Source organism: Cupriavidus sp. KK10, assembly GCF_018223725.1.
GTDB lineage: Bacteria > Pseudomonadota > Gammaproteobacteria > Burkholderiales > Burkholderiaceae > Cupriavidus > Cupriavidus necator.
This window is the reverse complement of the sequence record NZ_CP073678.1, coordinates 1,007,132-1,026,744: the sequence shown is the minus strand read 5'-3', so window position 1 is coordinate 1,026,744 and position 19,613 is coordinate 1,007,132. Positions and strand designations below refer to the sequence as shown.

At 61.8% G+C, this 19,613-nt stretch carries 17 protein-coding genes and 6 pseudogenes; 14 read left to right on the top strand and 9 right to left on the bottom strand.

Annotated elements, in window-relative coordinates; genetic code table 11:
• Positions 1 to 39 precede the first annotated feature (39 nt).
• Positions 40 to 711 (top strand): annotated as a pseudogene (istB, locus tag KB879_RS36075) (IS21-like element helper ATPase IstB); the annotation flags it as partial.
• Between the two features lie 74 nt (positions 712 to 785).
• The gene (locus KB879_RS36070) at positions 786 to 1,757 is read left to right on the top strand and encodes a transposase family protein (protein ID WP_249221381.1); all 972 of its coding nucleotides are present in this window, start codon (positions 786 to 788) and stop codon (positions 1,755 to 1,757) included.
• A gap of 83 nt (positions 1,758 to 1,840) precedes the next feature.
• Here the strand turns inward: KB879_RS36070 and KB879_RS36065 are convergent, their stop codons facing one another.
• Positions 1,841 to 2,815: an IS5 family transposase gene (locus KB879_RS36065; RefSeq protein ID WP_116386451.1), complete on the bottom strand. Its 975-nt coding sequence runs from the start codon at positions 2,813 to 2,815 to the stop codon at positions 1,841 to 1,843.
• 268 nt (positions 2,816 to 3,083) lie between these two features.
• On the opposite strand from KB879_RS36065, the gene KB879_RS36060 reads away from it, so the two are divergent.
• From KB879_RS36060 to KB879_RS40625, 3 genes are all read left to right on the top strand, one after another.
• A complete protein-coding gene (locus tag KB879_RS36060; RefSeq protein ID WP_249221380.1) occupies positions 3,084 to 3,494 on the top strand; it encodes a hypothetical protein in 411 nt (136 codons plus the stop codon).
• Between the two features lie 379 nt (positions 3,495 to 3,873).
• Positions 3,874 to 5,337 carry a chloride channel protein gene (locus KB879_RS36055; RefSeq protein WP_211982621.1) on the top strand — a complete coding sequence of 488 codons (1,464 nt, stop codon included), beginning with the start codon at positions 3,874 to 3,876 and terminating at the stop codon, positions 5,335 to 5,337.
• 235 nt (positions 5,338 to 5,572) lie between these two features.
• A complete protein-coding gene (locus KB879_RS40625; protein WP_371827432.1) occupies positions 5,573 to 6,589 on the top strand; it encodes a trypsin-like peptidase domain-containing protein in 1,017 nt (338 codons plus the stop codon).
• On the opposite strand, the pseudogene KB879_RS36045 reads toward KB879_RS40625, so the two are convergent.
• A pseudogene (locus tag KB879_RS36045) lies at positions 6,579 to 7,700 on the bottom strand (IS3 family transposase); the annotation flags it as partial. The gene KB879_RS40625 and the pseudogene KB879_RS36045 sit on opposite strands and share 11 nt — an antisense overlap.
• Positions 7,701 to 7,801: 101 nt before the next feature.
• Between KB879_RS36045 and KB879_RS36040 the strand changes: the two are divergent.
• Together KB879_RS36040 and KB879_RS36035 are read left to right on the top strand one after the other, a co-directional pair.
• A complete protein-coding gene (locus tag KB879_RS36040) occupies positions 7,802 to 7,969 on the top strand; it encodes a hypothetical protein (protein ID WP_211982618.1) in 168 nt (55 codons plus the stop codon).
• Between the two features lie 93 nt (positions 7,970 to 8,062).
• Complete coding sequence (locus KB879_RS36035) at positions 8,063 to 8,650, top strand: PDZ domain-containing protein (protein WP_211982616.1); 588 nt, start codon at positions 8,063 to 8,065, stop codon at positions 8,648 to 8,650.
• A 419-nt stretch (positions 8,651 to 9,069) separates the two neighbouring features.
• On the opposite strand, the gene KB879_RS36030 is transcribed toward KB879_RS36035, so the two are convergent.
• The 6 genes and pseudogenes from KB879_RS36030 to KB879_RS36005 all read right to left on the bottom strand — a co-directional run.
• On the bottom strand, positions 9,070 to 10,530 hold the full coding sequence (locus KB879_RS36030) for a trypsin-like peptidase domain-containing protein (RefSeq protein ID WP_211982614.1): 1,461 nt from the start codon (positions 10,528 to 10,530) through the stop codon (positions 9,070 to 9,072).
• Positions 10,531 to 10,675: 145 nt separating this feature from the next.
• Entirely contained in the window at positions 10,676 to 11,125 is a 450-nt protein-coding gene (locus KB879_RS36025) for a universal stress protein (protein ID WP_211982612.1), read from the bottom strand.
• 382 nt (positions 11,126 to 11,507) lie between these two features.
• Complete coding sequence (locus KB879_RS36020; protein ID WP_211982610.1) at positions 11,508 to 11,762, bottom strand: hypothetical protein; 255 nt, start codon at positions 11,760 to 11,762, stop codon at positions 11,508 to 11,510.
• A 264-nt stretch (positions 11,763 to 12,026) separates the two neighbouring features.
• Positions 12,027 to 12,287 (bottom strand): annotated as a pseudogene (locus KB879_RS39860) (glycoside hydrolase family 15 protein); the annotation flags it as partial.
• Positions 12,236 to 12,562: a transposase gene (locus KB879_RS36010; RefSeq protein ID WP_371827477.1), complete on the bottom strand. Its 327-nt coding sequence runs from the start codon at positions 12,560 to 12,562 to the stop codon at positions 12,236 to 12,238. The gene KB879_RS36010 and the pseudogene KB879_RS39860, both read right to left, overlap by 52 nt.
• 565 nt (positions 12,563 to 13,127) lie before the next feature.
• Positions 13,128 to 13,676: pseudogene (locus KB879_RS36005) on the bottom strand (IS630 family transposase); the annotation flags it as partial.
• Positions 13,677 to 13,784: 108 nt separating this feature from the next.
• Between KB879_RS36005 and KB879_RS36000 the strand changes: the two are divergent.
• From KB879_RS36000 to KB879_RS40620, 4 genes and pseudogenes are all read left to right on the top strand, one after another.
• Positions 13,785 to 13,928 (top strand): annotated as a pseudogene (locus tag KB879_RS36000) (slipin family protein); the annotation flags it as partial.
• Between the two features lie 498 nt (positions 13,929 to 14,426).
• Positions 14,427 to 15,821, top strand: coding sequence for a Na+/H+ antiporter NhaA (nhaA, locus tag KB879_RS35995; RefSeq protein ID WP_211982605.1), 1,395 nt, complete (start codon positions 14,427 to 14,429; stop codon positions 15,819 to 15,821).
• Positions 15,822 to 15,976: 155 nt separating this feature from the next.
• Positions 15,977 to 16,132 (top strand): hypothetical protein, encoded by a 156-nt coding sequence (locus KB879_RS35990; RefSeq protein WP_211982603.1) that lies wholly within the window; start codon positions 15,977 to 15,979, stop codon positions 16,130 to 16,132.
• 84 nt (positions 16,133 to 16,216) lie between these two features.
• Complete coding sequence (locus KB879_RS40620) at positions 16,217 to 16,621, top strand: DUF2062 domain-containing protein (protein WP_371827476.1); 405 nt, start codon at positions 16,217 to 16,219, stop codon at positions 16,619 to 16,621.
• On the opposite strand, the pseudogene KB879_RS35980 reads toward KB879_RS40620, so the two are convergent.
• Positions 16,598 to 16,993 (bottom strand): annotated as a pseudogene (locus KB879_RS35980) (integrase); the annotation flags it as partial. The gene KB879_RS40620 and the pseudogene KB879_RS35980 overlap by 24 nt on opposite strands.
• A gap of 177 nt (positions 16,994 to 17,170) precedes the next feature.
• On the opposite strand from KB879_RS35980, the gene KB879_RS35975 reads away from it, so the two are divergent.
• The 3 genes from KB879_RS35975 to KB879_RS39850 all read left to right on the top strand — a co-directional run bounded on the left by KB879_RS35975 (position 17,171) and on the right by KB879_RS39850 (position 19,581).
• The gene (locus KB879_RS35975) at positions 17,171 to 17,518 is read left to right on the top strand and encodes a hypothetical protein (RefSeq protein WP_211982600.1); all 348 of its coding nucleotides are present in this window, start codon (positions 17,171 to 17,173) and stop codon (positions 17,516 to 17,518) included.
• 448 nt (positions 17,519 to 17,966) lie between these two features.
• A complete protein-coding gene (locus tag KB879_RS35970; RefSeq protein ID WP_249221377.1) occupies positions 17,967 to 19,142 on the top strand; it encodes a glycosyltransferase in 1,176 nt (391 codons plus the stop codon).
• The gene (locus KB879_RS39850) at positions 19,120 to 19,581 is read left to right on the top strand and encodes a hypothetical protein (RefSeq protein WP_249221376.1); all 462 of its coding nucleotides are present in this window, start codon (positions 19,120 to 19,122) and stop codon (positions 19,579 to 19,581) included. The genes KB879_RS35970 and KB879_RS39850 overlap by 23 nt, the downstream gene beginning before the upstream one ends.
• Positions 19,582 to 19,613: the final 32 nt, after the last annotated feature.

The following is a 19,613-nucleotide window of genomic DNA, read 5'->3' as shown; positions in this document are numbered from 1 at the left end:
TGAAGGGCAGGAACGGGTCGGGAAGCGCCGAAGGGTAGCCGGCTGCATGGCGCCTTGCTCGAACACGAACTGGCCGAACGGGCCAAGCGGCGTATCGAACGACACCGAACCGAGTCTCGCCTGGATCCAACCAAGACGCTGGCCGCCTTCGACTTCAGTGCAGTGCCCATGGTCTCCAAGGCGCACGTGATGGCGCTGGCGAGCGGTGATTCCTGGCTCGAGAAAGGTGCCAATGGGCTGATCTTCGGCCCGCCGGGCGGTGGGAAGAGCCACCTCGGATCGGCCATCGGGCATGCCCTGATCGACACTGGGTACCGGGTGCTGTTCACGCGCACCAGCGAGATCGTCCAGAAGCTGCAGGCAGCCAGGCAGAGCCTGCAGTTGCCTGCCGCCCTGGCCAAGCTCGACCGCTTCGACCTGATCATCCTGGACGACCTGTCGTTCGCCCGCAAGGACCAGGCCGAAACCAGTGTCCTATTCGAGCTGATCGCCGAGCGCTATGAGCGGCGCAGTCTGCTGATCACGGCCAACCAGCCGTTCTCAGGCTGGGATAACGTGTTCCCCGACCCCGGCATGACCATCGCCGCGATTGACCGACTCGTCCACCATTCGACGATCTTTGAAATGAATGTCGAAAGCTACCGCCGGCGCACCGCGAGCGACAAGCAGTCTGCTCGCGCATTGACTCATCAGAATTGCAACTCGCGCTGACCTGTTGCCTCACGTAGTTTGCTACCCGTCGGATTGTCCGGCGGGAGCGGCACGAGGTGACGAGGCAAATCAGCATGACGACACGCAAGGAGTTGGTCGCAGCATTGCAATTGCGGTATGGCAGCGCGACGTTCGGTGACCGGGTCAGGATCCTCGACGAGTTCGTGGCTTTGACCGGGTATCACCGCAAACACGCCATCCGGTTGTTACGACAAAAGCCCGGCGCGGCAAAGGGGACGAGCGAGCGCAACCGGCTATATGACGAAGCGGTACGCCAGGCACTGACAGTGTTGTGGGAAGCTGCCGACCGGGTCTGCGGCAAGCGACTACAAGCGCTGATACCGAAGCTGGTTGATGCCATGGAGCGGCACGGCCATCTCGACCTGAATCCAGTCGTCAAGGCCAAACTCCTGCAGATCAGCGCGGCGACCATCGATCGCATGCTAGCCAATGCGCGTGCGCACATCGATGGGCAGCGCAAACGGCGTACGGGAGTGGGCTCGGGCATCCGGCGCAGCATTCCAGTGCGTACCTTCGCCGACTGGCGCGATCCACCACCTGGCTTCTTCGAGATCGACATGGTCGAACACTGCGGCGGATCGAAGATAGACGGTGAATTTGTCCACACCCTCACGCTGACTGATATCGCCAGCGGCTGGACAGAATGTGTGGCCATGCGAGTACGTAACCAGATGCTGGTGATTGAAGGATTTGAGAAGGCGGCTGCCGATCTGCCATTCGCGATGCTTGGAGTTGACTCGGATAATGACAGTGCGTTCATGAACCAGAGCGTCCTCGACTACTGCAAGGGCCGTGGCCTTGTGCAGACGCGCTCGAGGGCCTACAAGAAGAACGACCAGGCCTGGGTGGAGCAGAAGAACGGCGCCGTCGTGCGGAGGCTTGCCGGCTATGGCCGGCTGAGCGGTGTCGATGCCACGAACGCGCTGGTGCAGCTGTACGCTTCATCGCGGCTATACATTAAGGCTACGCTGAATAAGCTGCTGATTTTTTGTGGAGCGGTTCGACGCGGAGCCTATTCGCTTTGAAAAATGGCTCTGATGACGAGATTTTGGCTTGCTGCGCCCCCCAACGGGGTGTGTTGGCGAGGCGCTCGCCCCGCACTCGCCCTTTATGGGCGGACTGCTCCCATCAGATGTCCTCGGCTCAGGTAAAGATTGGCCAGCGCCAGGGCCGTGAAGGCCCGGCCGGCATTCTTTTTCAGGCCGCGGTAGCGGACTTTGGTGAAACCCCACAGGCGCTTGACCACGGCAAAGACATGTTCGACCCGGGCACGGATCTTCGATTTGTTTCGGTTCTTCCCGCGTTGCACCTCGTCAATCTGGCCGTTCTTGCGGGTACGCTGATTGGTGAAGTCCTTGGCGTGGGGAGCTTTCGATGCGATCAGCTCCTGCTGACTGGCGTAGGCACTATCACCATAGACGCGCTGTTCCTGCCCATGCAGTAACTGGGGTAGCGCATGCTTGTCGTGGACATTGGCCGGCGTCACGACTGCCGAATGGGCCAACCCACTCTGGCTGTCCACGCCGATGTGCAGCTTCATCCCAAAGAACCACTGTTGTCCTTTCCGGGTCTGATGCATCTCGGGGTCGCGCGCCTTCTTTTCGTTCTTCGTCGAACTGGGGGCACCGATGATCGTGGCATCCACAATGGTGCCGGTTTTCAGTTTCACGCCGCTGGCTTGCAGGATCCGGCCTACCTCAGCGAATAGCCGCTCCGCAAGCTGGTGCTTTTCTAACAGGCGGCGAAACTTCAGCAGCGTGGTGGCATCCGGCACAGGTTCACGACCCAGGTCAATCCCAACGAAGCGGCGCAGGCTGGCGCTGTCATACAGCGCCTCTTCGCAGGCCAGATCCGCCAGGTTGAACCAGTGCTGCAAAAAGTGGATGCGCAGCATCCGCTCCAGGCCAATGGGCGGCCGGCCGTTGCCGGCCTTCGGATAGTACGGCTCGATCACCGCGCACAACGCCGCCCACGGCACGATCGTCTCCATCGTCGCCAGAAATGCCTCACGTCGCGTCGGCTTACGGTATTGCTCGAATCCAGCCCCTTGATCTGCACCCGCTGCCAACGTCATCTGCTTCATGTTCTTCTCTTTGCGCTCTTGATCCCTCACATAACGCTCTTCCTCATGAAGCGGAGGACTTAATCAGCATTGCCTTAACTTCTTCCAGCCTTCGTTCAAGCTGAAGTCCAAGACGCGTGACGGCGCGCGCGTACACAAGGTCTATTTAGCGCCGGCGACGCCGTGCGATCGGCTTCTGGCACACGACAGCGTCGCCCCCGCTATCAAGGAGAAGCTGAAGGCACAGTTCAAAGGCCTCGATCCTGTGCGGCTGCTGCAGGAGATGCGAATGGCTCAGCAAACATTGAGCGAGTTCGCAGCTCACGGTGTGTGTGCTGAAGCAGCGCCAGCCGGTGAGTCAGACGTTGCGGTCTTCCTCGCCGGCCTTTCTTCGGCATGGAAGGAAGGTGAGGCACGTCCAACACACCGGAAGCATCCGAAGGCAAAGCACTGGTGGCGAAGTCGGGTGGATCCGTTCGCCGACGCGTGGCCGCTAATCGAAGGATGGCTGATTGCAGAGCCCTCAGTGCCGGCCAACGTATTGATGGATCGGTTGGCCTCGATGTTTCCAGAAGCGTACGCGAGTAAGGCACAACTACGAACGCTGCAGCGCCGGGTCAAGGCGTGGCGAGCAGAGCGCGTGAAAGAACTAATTCTGGGTGACCTGCGAAAGTCCGCTGACGCGTCAGCCGAAGTGTGAGTTACGGAAAAGTTAAAAGTCGCCGGGGGCCGGGCGCTCCGCGCCCGGCAAACCACGAAAGAAGAGAAGAAAGAAAGCGAAACGACAACAATTCGTCAGGTAACATTCCTTCGTGAGGCAACACGACCGGCCGTCCTGCTTGACGCTATCTAGCCTGCGATGAAACGGGGCTACTACACGATCTCGTACTGCAGCCTGATCTGGTACACCTCGATCCGCATCGCTTGGAACTGACGTCCGCAGTGGTAGCAGGAAACTCAGGGGGTGCTCCTTTAGCCCGGCGGGATACTGGGCCACAATGGCGTATAGTTCTGTCACGCCGTGATGAAACCTGCCCCGGAACTGGTCACGGTGTTTTCTTGCCCAAGCCCGCTGCTCCATGAACGACTCCGAGCCTGATCCACACCACGATTCCCGTCGCGATCCGCATCGCGATTCCAGTGTCGACACCGATGCCCTGCGCGCACTGCGCCGCCGCGCCCGCCTTGTGACCGGCCTCAAGTCTCGCCATATGTGGCGCATCTCCCGAACCACACTGCGCTATGGGGTCTTTCTGTGCGGCGCCAGTTGCGTGGCGCTCTTTTCGCTAATATTCGCGTGGATTGCCGAAGTTGCCCTGCGCTGGAACCATCAGCTGACCGTGGCCATGCCCTGGTTGGCCTTCGTGCTGCTGCCGTTCGGGCTGGCGGGGCTGCGCTGGCTTACCATCTGCCTAGCGCCGCAGGCGCGCGGCAGTGGTATTCCGCAGGTGATCGCAGCCGTGAACCTGCCCCCTTCGGGGCCGGCTCAGGCTGTGCTGGTGTCGTTCCGCCAGTCAATGTGGAAAGTGCTGCTAACCACCGGTGGCCTGCTGGCAGGCGCATCGATCGGGCGGGAAGGCCCTTCGGTGCAGATAGGCGCAGCAGCCATGCTGGCCTGGGGCCGCTGGTGCCATGAGCGCCTACAGTTCCGCATCGGCTTCCATCCCAACGCTCTGATCGCCGCCGGCGCGGCTGGCGGTCTGGCCGCTGCGTTCAATACGCCGTTGGCCGGTGTCGTGTTCGCCATCGAAGAACTCGGCCGCGGCACTGCCGTGCGGTGGGACCGACTGGTGCTATCAGGCGTGCTGACCGCCGGCTTCCTGTCGCTTGCTATCTTCGGCAACAATCCGTACTTCAGCGTCAAGACACCGATTCTGGCACTGCACAGCGCATGGGGACCGGTGCTGTTGTGCGCGCTGATCAACGGTATGCTCGGCGGCCTGTTCGCCAAATTGCTCATAGGGGGCATGCCCGCGTTACTGCCCGAACGGCTGCGTGCCTGGCCGACGCAACGTCCGGTGCAGGCTGCCTTCCTGTGCGGCCTGGTGGCTGCAGTGATTGGCTGGGCCTCCGGCGGCGCCACCTTCGGCACAGGCTATGAGCAGGCCGCCGGCTTGATAAACGGTGAGTCGCATGCCACCCTATGGTTCGGCATCGCCAAGCTCGTGGCGACCGTAGTGTCGTATTTCGCGGGTATTCCCGGCGGCATTTTTACCCCTTCGCTGGCCATCGGTTCCGGCATTGGCGCCAATGTGGCGCAACTGGTCGGCCACCTCTTCGGCGGCATGACCGAACCGCGCATGCTTGCGCTGATATCCATGGCGGCCTTCCTGGCCGCCGCCACCCAGGCACCAATCACCGCCAGCGTGATCGTGATGGAAATGACGCGTTCGCAGGATCTAACTATCTTCCTGCTGGCCGCCTCGCTGCTCTCTTCATTCCTCGCGCGGCAGTTCTGCCCGAATCCGTTCTACCACCAAGTCGGGCGTGCTTTCCGACGCGAGGCGCAGATCGTCACGCATAAAGTGGTCTCTGCCACATAGGGAAGAAGCGAGGCCATGGTATGCGGGCGCAGATCCCTGCTGCCGGCCGAAATGGCCACAACCTCGGGCAGCCCTATATCACGGGCGATGAACCGATTCGGGACGCCAGCGGGGAGCGGCGGAGGTTGCGGATATCGCCGACGCGAGAACCGCTCTGAGAGAGATCAATCTGCTGTTCATGGCAAACCCCTTTCAATGAGTTCGGTTTCCCTGCTAGTTTGAGGGTGCATCATCCATGCCAATCGCCAGACGGCAGTTGCTCCGTGTTGCCGGGCAGCTGCTTGTCTACGACTTGTACAGCGCTTTTTGCGCTTCGGAAGCAGCAATTGGAATCCCCAGTGTGCAGTGCAAGGTGTTTTTGTGCCGCCCCCGTCCCCAGATCCGATCGCTTCTCCACTACCGGCAACCTGGCCGGACTTACCTCGCACAGCATGGTCCATGCGCCGGACGCAGGTCGTTCAGGAGCTACTTGTCGACGGGCGTCATGGTATCGCGTACGGTGAGCCGCGGGCGCAACGACGCGACAGATTTCTCCTGCATTCGCTGTCGCGAAAGTGTTCTGCACTTGACAGCATTGCCGCCAAGCGCGGTCGGGAAAGCAATCCTGCCTCGTAGTATGGGGCCGCCTTCTCCGGCACCGCTCTTGCCTGTTATCGCTTTACCCGTCGTTCCCAATTGCCGGAGCGGTTATGGATCCTGGATGTCATTCTATTCAAAGTGCCCTTCGCGGCATCGTGATGCTGCTGACGCTGATGCTTCCACTGGCATGCGTGGCGCAACTTGCATCCGCGCACAGCGGGCAGGCATCGGTCGTCGAGTTGCCCAGCTTCGCTTCGTCAACCTGGTGAGGCAGCAGGGGCCGGCTGTCGTAAATATCAGTATCCGGCGCTCCGTTCGCGGACAGGCAGCAATGCCTCCGATTCCGGAAGGCGATCCGTTCTTCGAGTTTTTCCGCCGCTTCCTGCCTCTGCCCGACCCGGGTGAGGCACTGTCGGTCGGGTTGGGCTCAGGCTTCATTATCAGCAAAGACGGCTATATCCTGACCAACGCCCATGTGGTGGCCGCCGATGCCGACGAGGTTACCGTCAGGCTGACCGACAAGCGAGAGTTCAAGGCCAAGGTACTGGGCGCAGATGCCTATACCGATGTGGCGCTGGTCAAGGTCGAGGCGGCCAGAGGTGGCCCCGTTTGTTCGGACAGGGAATCCGGATTTTTAAGTGGAAGCGCTGGGGCAGACAGGCTGCCGATTTGATCGCTGGCAGCGCGGCGAAGTATGCCTCATCCGGGGTCTGGTGCGCCAGACTGGAATGGGGCCGTCCTTGGTTGTACCAGGTCAGGTAGTTAGCGATAGAGCGGCGCGCATGGCTGACCGAGTCGTAGGCTTTCAGGTAGACCTCGTCGTATTTGACGCTGCGCCAAAGGCGTTCGACGAACACGTTGTCGCGCCAACTGCCCTTGCCGTCCATCGACAGTTGGATGCCGCGGTCGAGCACGGCGTCCGTGAACTCCGTGGCGGTGAACTGGGCGGTGTTGACGATCTCCGGCGCGCCGTACTTGGCGAAGGCTTCCTCGATTGCCTCGACGGCATGACAGCTCTCCAGCGTGATCGCCACCCGGTAGGCCAGCACCCGGCGGCTGGCCCAGTCCACCACAGCCGTCAGGTACACAAAGCCGCGCGCCATCGGGATGTAGGTCGTGTCCAGCGCCCACACTTGCTTGGCCCGGTCGATCTTCCGTTTGCGCAGCAGGTACGGCCAGATCTTGTGCGCCGCGTGCTTGCGGCTCGTGTTCGGCCGGCGATACAGCGCCTCGATGCCCATTCGCTTCATCAGCGTGCCCACGTGCCGGCGGCCGACCTGGATGTCCTCTCGCCGCAACAGGCGGGCCAGCATGCGTGCGCCTGCGAAGGGATGCTCCAGATGCAGTTCGTCGATCCGGTGCATCAGCTTCAAATCCGCGTCGCTGACCGGGCGCGGCTGGTAGTAGGCGCTCGATCGAGCAATGCCTACCAGCTTGACCTGGCGGCTCACCGGCAGCGGGTGCTCGCGGTCAATCATCGCTTTCCGCTCAGCAATCCCGCCTTGCTGAGCGCGCTTTCAAAAAAATCATTCTCCAGCGTCAACTGGCCCGGTCTTTGCATGTAGCGCCTTCACGTCCACCGGCGGCTCGGCCGCAGTCTTGGTTTTGCTGCCGAACACGTCCACGGCATGCTCCGCCAACTGCTGCTTCCACTCCGTGATCTGGCTCGGGTGCACGTCATACTGCTGGGCCAGCTCCGCCAGCGTCTTGTCGCCCTTGAGCGCGGCCATCGCCACCTTGGCCTTGAAGGTCGCCGAGTGGGTCCGTCTGCTTCGTTTCGTCATCTTCTGGGTCCTTTATGCCCGCCATTATGGCCGGCTCAGGCCCCAGCTTTTCCACTTAGCCGACTGTCCGAATTTCCGCCGCCACCTCTGCCGGCCTGCCGGTGGTCAGGATCGGCGATGCCAGTCACCTCCAACCTGGGGAATGGGTGGCCGCAATCGGCGCGCCCTTCGGCTTTGAGAACAGTGTGACGGCTGGCGTCGTCAGTGCCAAGGAGCGCATCCTGCCCAACGAAAGCTACGTGCCCTTCATCCAGACGGATGTCCCGTGAATCCCGGAAATTCGGGCGGCCCGCTATTCAATGCGCGGCGAAGTCGTGGGTATCAATCCCAGATCTACAGAGGCACTGGGGGCTACATGGGGCGTGTCTTTCGCGATCCCGATCGACATCGCAATGGATGTGGCGCAGCAGCTGCGCACCTCCGGCAAGGTCGCGCGTAGCCGTAGCGGCGTTCAGGCGCAGGAACTCACGCGCGGGTTGGCTGCCTCGTTCGGTCTGCAGGAGCCGCGCGGTGCGCAGGTGGCGAACGTAGTGCGAGGCGGACCAGCCGGCAAGGCTGGCCAGCAGCCGGGGGACATCGCGCTCTCACTCAATGGGCAGCCGGTGCAGAGCTTAGCTGACCTCGCGCGCCTCGTGGCAGGAGTCAAGCCGGGCACGACCGTGACGGCAGAGATTTGGCGCAAGGGCCGCAATGTCCCGATCAAGATCACGACGGTGGAGCTCGCTGCGCCAGCGCCGGCAGCTGGTGGCGATGCAACGTTGGCGGCGAAGGCAGGACTTTACTTGAGCGAGATTCCGACCATGCAACGCCGCAGCCTGGGTATCGAGGGTGGCGTGCTGGTACATCGTGCCGAAGGTGCAGCCTTGCGGGCGGGCATCCAACCAGGAGATCTCATCCTGAGGTTCAACGACGTGTCGGTGCGAGGCGTATCGCAATGGAATCGCTGTTGAAAAGTCATCAGGGAAAATCGGTTGCCCTGCTGGTCAGACGGGGGCCAGATACGTTGTTCTTGGCTCTGCAGGTGTCATCGGCGGAATGACATGGCGCATGACCGCATCGCCAACTGAGCGGAACCCCAGCGCGTGACAGCGGATTTACTGGAATCTGCGAGGCCATCGCATCGCGCTCCAGTACTTCCGGCACAAACCGAAGTGTGTTCCGTGCCAAGATCCATGCCGGTGTCCAAGCGGGGGATCAAGCCATTGAAGCTGGGCTGCAATGAAGAAGGCGGATACAACGAGGGATCATAGCAAGTTCAGACGCAAATGGCGAGGTGTGTCAAGCCGTGTCACGGATCTGCGTCGGTCTACGGTTACGCAGCCGCGGCAGAATGCTCACAACGCTAATGTCCATAGGAGGACTGACTTTTTCAGATGGCGGACTCGAAGAATCCAGATTGGTGGAACTCGTGCTGCGGGAGATCACTATGTTGACTGGTATCGACGGGAATATAGGTCCGCACATCTCCCCGGAGTACCAGCAGCGCAGCTTTCGTATCCGTGGCCGCCATGGCGGAATGCAACTGGGCCGCAGTAGTGACCGCGATGCCGTTGACGGCGAGAATCACATCGCCCGGTAGAATGCCCGCTCGACGCGGTGCGCCCCTGGCTTGCTCAACCAGCACCCCCCCGTTTATTCCGCTTGCATAAGCCTCCGATGCAGCAAGACGACGTACCTTGAGTTCCGGGCCATTTCCGCCCACGGCATCCGACTGGACGCGGCTCGCCGGGACAGCGAGCGGTGGAGGCGCGCCGATGACGACAGCGACGGTTTGTAGCACCCCGTTTCGCACCAGCTGCAGCCGGCTGTTGCTTCCCGGTCGCAGGTCGCTGACCGCCATTGCTAGCGCCATCGCATCGGCGACCCGGGCATCGCCGATCTGTACAATCACATCGCCAACCTTCACACCCGCTTGCGTGGCGGGGCTGTCCGGTTCCACCAGGTCGATCAACGCACCCGCGACAGCCGGTAAGCCGAAGGCCTCGGCCAGGTCCTGGTCGACATCCTGCACGCCGACGCCAAGGTGGCCGCGCTTGACATGGCTGGAGGCAACGAGCTGTTGCGCGATGCGCATGGCCGGGTTGATCGGAATCGCGAAGGACAGGCCCTGGAATCCACCGGTCAGCGTAAAGATATGGGTACTGACGCCAATGACTTCGCCGTTAGCGTTAAGCAGCGGCCCGCCGGAACTTCCCGGATTCACCGCCACATCGCTCTGGATCAGTGGTATCGGCGCGGAGCCGGCCGTGATCGTTCGTCTGACAGCGCTGACAATGCCGAATGAGGCGCTGTTCTGAAAGCCGTATGGCGCGCCGATTGCCACGACCCAGTTGCCGGCGCGGACCCGTGACGAATCGCCTATCGTCGCGACAGGAAGGTGTTCGCCTTGAATGCGCAAGACCGCAATGTCGCTGCGCAGGTCGGCTCCCACCACTGTGGCATCGAACTCACGACGGTCGGGCAGCTTCACGCGCACGAACCTGGCGCTCTCGATCACGTGCGCGCAGGTTAGGATCAACCCTGCCGGGCTGAAAATGAATCCGGAGCCGTTGCCGCCCACAATCTTGTGACTGCTTTCTGATGGCGAGTATGCACCCGAGTATGCGTATTGAGACCACCGAATACGGATATCACCGGCGACCGGAGCGGGTGGCGCTTCCCCCAGATAGGAACGCCCGTCCGCGCTTGCGCTGATACTCACGACAGCGCTACCGGATGTCCCGATCACGCGGGCAAGGTCCGGAGGGGAGACCATGCTTTGCCGGTCAAGTCCCTGGGCACAAGCCGCGACCATGACGGGTAACGCACACGCCAGAAGAGAACGCAGCATCTTCGTTTCGATTTCGCGTAACGGCTACATAGCATCAAGGCGTGGGAGTCGTACCCTTCACCCATTGCCCTACAAGTTTGACGACGCTCGATCACGCCGGTTCCAGGCGACGCCGTCCATCGCGCGGGCGAGGCGGCCGCCTCGACTACGCGTGCAGGTCTTGACAGAGGTGGCTGGCCACCAGCAGCACGGGCACGGGTGCCGTCGACAGAACACGCGCCGCGACTGAACCCATGATCGCCGCGAGGAATGCCCCGCGTCCGTGCGTGCCCATTACGATTAGATCGGCGTTGCAGGCGCGGACAACCTCGAGGATCTGAGGGGCTGCTTCGCCGACGCGGCAGTGTTCGGTGACTGTGCATTGCGCCGCCCTGAGGATGGGCCGCATGGGGATGAATGCTTCCTCTGCCGCCTCGCGCGCCCATTGTTCCATCTGTGGTCTGGAGAAATAGGCCTGTGGCCTACCGGTAAGTTCTGGAAAGGCGTGGATCAGATGGATTTGCAAAGGCCTTTCGAACAGGCCGGGAGTCACCAACCTCCGCGCCGCCGCGACGCTGTGCGGCGAGCCGTCGCTCGGGAGGGCCACGATTGTCATGATTGGGGAATAGCAGGCCGCTGTGGCCGTGAGTAAGGCGCCAATATCGGTTGGACGCGCGATATGAGGAGCAGTTCGCTACCCCTGCCACGACACAGCTATCTATAAGACCTTATCGCTGCCTCAAGCCTCTCCTCATACCGAATCCGCTGCTCGATTTCTGCCAGTGCAGCCTTGCCTTTGGTGTAAATGTCGGCCTCGGGATCTATCGAGTTCAGCGCTCATGCCGGACGATCGATCTGCGGCACCTGACTTCGGGCCTGCGGCGTGCGGACCGCCGTCTCGGGCTCTGCTGCACATCCGGATAGAAGAATTGTGATCTACTGCGCACAACAGATCGCCTGTATCCAGAGCATACGGGAGTCAGTCTGCCTCGGGAGGCTCATTGTTCTCTCCGACGCTTGATCGTGTCGGTTAGCAAATCGTCGAGCTTGTCGCATGCGCTGGCGGAATCCGCCACCAACGGCCGGCGCGACTGATCGTTCGCCCATTTTTGCGCCAACTCGGCTTGCTTCCTGGCAAGGGCCAGATCGTCTTGCGCCGTGGCGAGCGCCGCTTCCACCTGGCCTACCCGTTCGGTCAGGGTTGCTTTCAAGTCCTGGCCCGCCTTCTTTTCGAGCGAGCGGCTCTCCGGCACGACCGGAATCGCGCCTCGTTGACGTCCAGCTTTTGGCCATACGCTCTGAGCGTATCCGTCGTATCGGTGAGTACAGGGCCATACCAAGCATGGCCCCCCCCTATCCCCAAGGCTAGTCCGAAAACGCCAGCTCCGATGCAACGCCATCGATTTGCGGTGCGCGGATCCATGATGTGCTTGGTCCCATAACATAAGGTTTCGACGTGTCCTGCCGTATTCGCCAGCCAGTTCTGCTCGAATCGCTCCCATTGAAAGCGCAGGCGTTCACCTCGTCAATCTGGCATGCTGATCCAAGAGCAAGGCCGTGTTGACCAGCGCGATATGGGACAGCGCCTGCGGGAAGTTTCCGGCCATGCGGCACATGAGCGGATCATATTCTTCGGCGAGCAGACCGACATCATTGCGCAGCAAAAGGAGGCGCTCGAACAAGTTTCGGGCGTCGTTCCAGCGGCCCGCCAGCGCATTGGCGTCGGCTAGCCAGAAGCTGCAGGCCAGAAAGGTTTTTTCCTGGCCTGGCAGTCTATCCGGTGCTCACGGGGGTGGTCTTCATGCTCGGGCGCTTCTGGAAGGTCAAAGGCCCCGGGTGGATGGCGAGCGAACCAAGCCTTGATCGACGCCGTCTTGTGCGTGCCGTAGTTGTCCATGACGAGATGCACATCGAGCTTGGGTGGCACGTTGGCTTCGATCGTGCGTAGAAACTGCAGGAACTCACTGCTGCGATGTCTGCGATGCAATTCACCGATAACTTTTCCTGTGGCGATGTCCAGCGCGGCGAACAACGTTGTTGTGCCATGGCGCATGTAGTCATGCGTGCGTCGCTCGGGGATGCCTGGCGCCATCGGCAAAATCGGCTGCGTGCGGTCCAGCGGTTGGGTCGAGGACTGGCGCGCCGACATTAGGCTCCGGGGGGTGGATCCACGGCTTTCGCCGTAGCCCTCAGTCCGGCTGCCATCGTCACGTTTCCAGCCCCCGCCACTTCGATCGGAGCATGCGGGTTTCCCGCACTCCGCTCCCCTGCGTGCTTCGCGGCAAGGATTATGGGACCTATCTGCCGGCAGACGCTTTCGGCGTGTAGTACCTGACGCGGTAGTCGTTGAACAACCCCAGCGTGTCATACAGCCATCGCGTACTCCACCTCTGCCAGCCAAAACCCTGTCGCTTTCCGGGCACGCTGCCCATTTCGAGGCCTCATCCGCGTTCACTTGCGTTACGGCCCGCTGACTCGCACCTTCCCTTGCCAAAGGCTTGTCGATAGGCTTCAGATCATCGCTTTCGCTCCTCTCTGCTATCCGAGCTACGGGGTTCTGACTCTTGCCCCGGCAGGTCTGTCTCCTGCTGAACACGCCAGCCTTCGCTGGACGCACCCTGAATCTGGCTCTTCTCGTCAACGCACAACACCGTGGCCTTGAGCGGTGGGTCGAGGTACAACCCCACGATATCTCGCACCTTCTCCACGAACAATGGGTCGCTGGACAGCTTGAAGGTCTCCTGTCTATGCGGCTGCAGCCCAAAGGCGCGCCAGATACGCGTCACGGTCGACTGCGACAGATCTGCCGCGCGAGCCATGCTGCGCGTGCTCCAGTGAGTAGCCCCGGCTGGCACGGATTCGAGCGTCTTGGCAATAATCGCATCGACCTGTGTGTCAGCGATGGTCCTCGGCGCCCCTGGGCGCGGAGCATCCAGCAGCCCATCCAGGCGATCCGCGACGAATCGCGAGCGCCACTTGGAAACCGTATGCACGTCGACACGCTGCTTTGCGGCAACGGTCTTGTTGTCCAGGCCTTCAGCACTGGCCAGCACGATGCGCGCGCGCAAAGCCAACGCCTGTGCCGTCTTGCGCCGCATCGTCAGCGCCTTGAGCTGCTCGCGTTCAGCCTCACTCAAGATTAGTTCCGCCTTTGGTCTTCCCCTCATCGCTACCTCGCCCCGTGCGTGCCTTCAATGCAGAGTACAACGCGAGCCAAATAATGCAATGAATTTCAGACTCAGGACACTGGAGGTACCGCCGCAAGACGTCATTTCGCGCGACAACGGTTGCTCGAGGCTGCGCAGATGCTTGCCAAAGCCCCTGAAGCGATGCAGCTGCGCTATCTGCAGACGCTCACGCAGATCACTGGGGAGAAAAGCTCGACCATCGTCTTTCCGCTGCCGGTCGATATGCGATGAAATTCAGTTGCTATTTGGTGCATGGACAAAGCACCTGAATGGAGTGGCTTTGCTGAACTGGGTCCAAAATATGAATCAGCACTATTTGACATGCTTAGCGGCAACGGCCCTCGCGCTGATGCTGGCGGGTTGTCCGACCAAACGCCAGGAGAATGCTTGCGTCGCAAACGGGCAAGTTTGCTGTGTGGTGGATACCGGTCCCGCACAATGTGTGTACTAGATGGCAATACTTGCTTGGCGAAGCGGCCCGCCGGCGCGACCACACCTTATCCGCTGCCGCATACCGAAACCGCTGTCGATCTGTGCACCGGCGGCTAAGTCAGCCTGCGCCGGCGGACCGTGAAATCGTGTCGATTCCAGAATAGACCGGACGCAATAAGGTTCGTGTCTAGTGCGAGCCCGGGCAGTCTTTCATGTAAAATCGCCACAGGGTGTCAGCACTGCACATTGCAGTGAGACAGGTTGACGCGTTGGTCGGGCCGCCAACGCGAATCCTCTATGACCGTGGACCGTCCCCCATCCCAACAGGAGTTGCCGCGCGCGCAGGCCTTGGCTGAAAAGGCCTTCTCGGCGCTTGAGCACTTCATTCATATCGAAGCTGTAAGCGGCATTGTGCTGCTGGCCGCCGCCGGGATCGCGCTGCTCTGGGCGAATTCGCCAATAGCCGACAGTTACCACGCGCTCTGGCATGCCCCGCTGTCGGTGGGAATTGGTCCCTATTTGGTGTCGCAGTCGCTGCATTTCTGGGTCAACGACGCGCTCATGACCATCTTTTTTCTCGTGGTGGGGATGGAGATTCGGCGCGAGATTCATGAAGGCGCGCTGGCGAACTTGCGACTAGCAGCCTTACCTATGGCGGCAGCGCTCGGCGGCGTGATCGCCCCGGCATTGCTGTATCTTGCGATGATCCCAGAGATGCCCGAGCGGCGGGGATGGGCGATACCGACCGCGACCGATATTGCATTTGCCGTCGGCGTGCTGGCACTGCTTGGCAAAGCGATACCCGGCAATGTTCGTGTGTTCCTGCTTGCGTTGGCAATTATCGACGACATCGTCGCCGTGATGATCATAGCGGTTGCCTTTTCCGCCGGGCTGGACTATTGGGGGTTACTGGTTGCCGGCGCAGGTATTCTGATGGTTCTCGGGCTGCAATGGATCGGTGTGGGGACCGCCTACGCTTACGTCATCCCTGGAGCCATTCTGTGGTGGGGCATGTTGAAAACTGGTGCGCACCCCACCCTCGCTGGGGTTGTGCTCGGTATGATGACCCCGGTGCTTCGTACGCGGGAGAGGCCCCTGGACGCCCTCACCCAAGCGCTTAATGATCTTCGTGCACGCGCGCGCGGTCCGGCGCCGCAGGCCGAGCATCTCGCAGCACCACTTAAGCAACTTCGTCAAGCGCAGCGCGAGGTGCTGCCGCCTGTGACGCGCGTGCAAATGGCGCTCCACCCTTGGGTTGCGTATCTCATCATGCCGCTCTTTGCGTTGGCAAACGCGGGAGTCAGCCTCAATGGCGTTGATCTCGGGATGGGAAGCGCGCAAGGTGTGCTGCTCGGTGTAGCGGTCGCACTGATTGTCGGCAAGCCTCTGGGCATTGTGTCGGTCAGTTGGTGTGCAGTGCGCCTGGGCTGGTGCAAGCTGCCGCCGGGCGTGACATGGGGCGGCGTCTGCTTGATTGGACTGTTGGCGGGGATCGGTTTCACGATGTCCATTTTCATTGCCACACTTGCGTTTGCGGATGCCAACCTCCTTGGCGCCGCTAAGCTAGGTGTGCTCTTGGCATCCGCCCTGGCCGCCGTCAGTGGGCTTACCTGGGGCTTCATCTATGCAAGGCGCCTGAAGCCGGAGACCGAAGAACGTGCCGGCGAATCTGGTGCGACGACCGCAGATTGATTTTTGCACAACGCTGGCGTGTTGGCATAAATGCCGCCCTGCTTCGTAGAGGTGCAGTAGGCGCGCGAAACGACGCGGGGATCAGACATTTACATGCCGCGGTAGAGGCGCCCAGTCGATTGCCGATCCGAGTTCAGCGGAATGGAGGAGACGTTATGGATGGCAGCTTGAAGATCGGCTTGACGGTTTTGGCACTGGTCGCGGGTGTCATCTACACGACAGCGCGAGTGATGGGTATGGGCGCCGCGGATGTCTTGATGTCCTTGGTGCAGCATGGCACCGAGTTCCTGCATCGTCTTTTCTATCCGTGATCACTTAAGCTTGGTGGCTGTTTTTCGGTCTTGGCGCAGAGTGGTGGATTTCGGGCCGCCACGTATCCTGCGAGCAAAAGCGCGATGTTGGGCTTTTCCTTCGATCTGGTTCTCGGTGTCCCTACTTATCCGTTGGGAGGGTGCTCCATAATCCGGTTCTGGCGGTCGCACGTGACAGGAGGCGGAGACACCCCATGCGAAGACTGCGCCAATGGCTACCCAGCGCCGAGGCCATACGGAGGGAGTAACCGATGGCTGCGTTGGCTTGGTCCAGCGCTGCATCACCCAAGACTGTGGCACATGAGCCGGCGAGGACTGGCGCTCGAATTCTTTTTCGGCCTGCTGATCCCGCTGGCGCAGATTCCACTGAGCGCAGCCGCTGCGGTGGCGCTGCGCGCCAACGTACCCGCCGCAGTCGCCAGCCCCCTGGTGACCAATCCGATGACCCTCGGTCCGATTTACCTGCGCGAACGGGGGCCATTCGCTTGAGGTGCGTGGTCGCGGTGGCCCCACCCAACGCTTGTGCGGCGTCGGCCGACACATGAACGTGCGATAGGCAAGCGCGTCCTCGGTGGTCAGCGACGACAGAGGAAGCTCGCGCTCGACGATCGCCCACAAGATCAGCCGCTCGGCTTCCTTGCGATAGGCCCGTTGAGTCGCCGGCGACTCGTGCAAAGCCAGCCAGGTCTGTACGGCCTCGTAGTCGTTCGACGCGCCGAAGGTGCAGGTCTGACGCGGAGCGCGGAAGGTCCCGGACGAGCCGTCGACCTCGTGAGGCAGGCACAGGTGCTCCCATGGCACGATCACCCCGCGATCCGCCACGGCGATCAGCGCTCGGGCGCGTTTGGTGAGTTGCGGGTGCCGGCTGGCAGGACACCATGGCAGCTGCAGACATCGCACTCGGGGAAGCCACTCGCATCCAAACGTGGCGTGCGGGACAATCTGAGTGCTCACCAGCTGTTGGTACCCAGGACAGAGCTGCGGAAAGCGCACGCCGAACTAGATGATTTTCTCTCAGATGTCCCGAGTGCGCCAAGCATGACTTCCGACTTTGGCGCACCATTTTGGTTTTCCATCGCCCACGCCTCATCCCACCTCTGTGGCCTGTCGCACAGAACGGAGCAACGAACGTCTGCCACGCTAGCGATAAAGAAATGGGGCGCGGACGGATCAAAGTCGCTGACGTGGTGCCGTATCCATGTCAGCGACGGCCCGATTTCGGTAAATGCGGGAGAGAGTACCGTGGGTAACAATATCAAGTTTGGCTTGTGTGTGCTGGCCCTGCTGTGCGGTGTGATCTACATCGAAGCTGGCGCGATGAACCTGAGCACGATGGACACTGTACGGCAACTAGGCGCGGACCTTCTGCATCGACTGTTCTATTGATAGCCAATTTGTCTCAATTGTTGAGAATCGCCCTGTTAGAGCGAGAGATGCGCGCAAGCATAGTGAATCCGCGGGGCGCTTGGCCGCAGCTGCACGGAGTCGCGCGAATTTGAATGTCTGCGAGTGACAATTCCGCTCGTGCTGTAGTACAGACGCTGACGAAGCAGGACAGTCTGGCTAGCTGCGCCAAGCACGCGCTCGAGCAGCTGCACGCGCATAAAAGCTACGATTTTTATTACTTCAATTACTTCCTTCCAGGTATATGTTCAGGCTTTATCCCGTCATGCCCCTGTGACCCACCTGAGGGCGCCGGAACGTGTTGTACACCACAGAGCCTCGCCGGCCATCATGGTGCAGGGCCCCGGGGCCTGCGTTCGACGCCGAACAGATGCCGCGCCCGGGCAGCGGTGCGTTCCTGGGACCGCATCGACCATGCCGAGGAGACAGGATGGACCAGAGCCAATCCGGAAAGCCAGCCGGGCCAATGCGGATCACCCTGCTCATCACCTGCCTGCAGATGGGGGGCGCGGAACAGCAGGTGGCCGCGCTCGCGCGCCAGTACCTGTCGCTGGGACACGCGGTCTCAGTGATCAGCCTGATGCCGGGCTGCGAGGTGAAGCTTCCAGAAGGCGTCGAGACCCTGATGCTGGCGATACGCAAGACCCCGCTGGCATTGCTGGCCACCCTCATGCAAATCCGGCGGTTCGTGCTGCGGTGGCGCCCCGACGTCATCCATGCCCACATGGTTCACGCCAACCTGGTCGCGCGACTGCTGACACGCGTGTGCCCGGTCCCCGCCACGATCTGCACGGCGCACAACTATTGGGAGGGCGGCACCTTGCGCATGCTGGCGTACCGCCTCACCGACCGCTGGGCCGATCTCACCACCCAGGTCAGCGACGAAGGCCGGCAGCGCATGATCGCAGTGCGAGCGGCCCCCGAGGCGCGCATCATCTACGTGCCCAACGGCTTCGATACGACCCGCTACCGGCCCAGTGCTGAACAGCGCGCCGCCACCCGTGCCGAGCTCGGCCTGGGCCCGGGCGACCGGTTCGTCCTCAACGTGGGCCGGCTGGTTCCGGACAAGGCGCAGACCGACCTCATCGATGCCTTCGCGCAGGCGTGCCCCGGGGCAAACACGGTGCTGATGATCGCTGGCGACGGGCCGCTGCGCGATGCCCTGGCGCAGCGCATCGCACAGCACGGGCTGAGCGGGCGCGTACGTCTGCTGGGCCAGCGGGCGGACGTGCCGGCGCTGCTGAATGCGGCGGATCTGTTCGTGCTGTCGTCCCTGATCGAAGGGATGCCGCTGGTCGTGGGCGAAGCGTTGGCGTGCGGATGCCCGGTGGTCGCCACGGATGCCTCGGGCGTCCCGGCCATGCTCGGCACCATCGGCACCCTGGTCCCTCGTGGCGATACCGCGGCATTGGCGCGCGCCATTCGCGACGCGGTCGCGCACGGGCGCGGTGAGCCTGTCGACGAAGCGGCGCGGCACCAGCATATCGCGGCGGCATTCAACATCGAGGTCATTGCCCGCGAGTGGCTGCGCCTGTATGCAAGGCTCGCCAGCGCCGGCGCGGCGCCACACGTGGAGGCCACCGATGCGGCCGCGCGCTACCAGTAGCCCGGGCCGGCACCAGGACGCCGACGCGACGGCGGCGCCGGCGATCTGCTTCCTGACCGGCACGCTGAACGTATTCGGCGGGGCCGAGCGCATGGCCGCCACGGTGGCGAACGAACTGACACACAAGCCCTCAGCCGTGCGGCGGTGGTGCCCGTCATGCCATGCCGATTCCGTTTGTGGTTGTGTCTCCGGATATGCCGGACAGCAGGCGTTCCCAGCGCGTGCCGATTGGGGTCATCGTACTTTTGGTGCGAAATCTGGCGCTAGCAAGCCGGAATGCCGCCTGCGGCAAGGCTTTCCCGGTTACTCCTCCCTGCATACCAGCCGACCTTCCAAGTCCCTGATTGCAAACGGTTTGAAGGACGGAACCGCCAGATTTCGCACCAAAAGTACGATGACCCCGGCTACGCCGGATAATGGTGGGCAGGTGCTGGACTGAGAACCGCTGGCGCCAGCGCCAGCCGGTCCGAA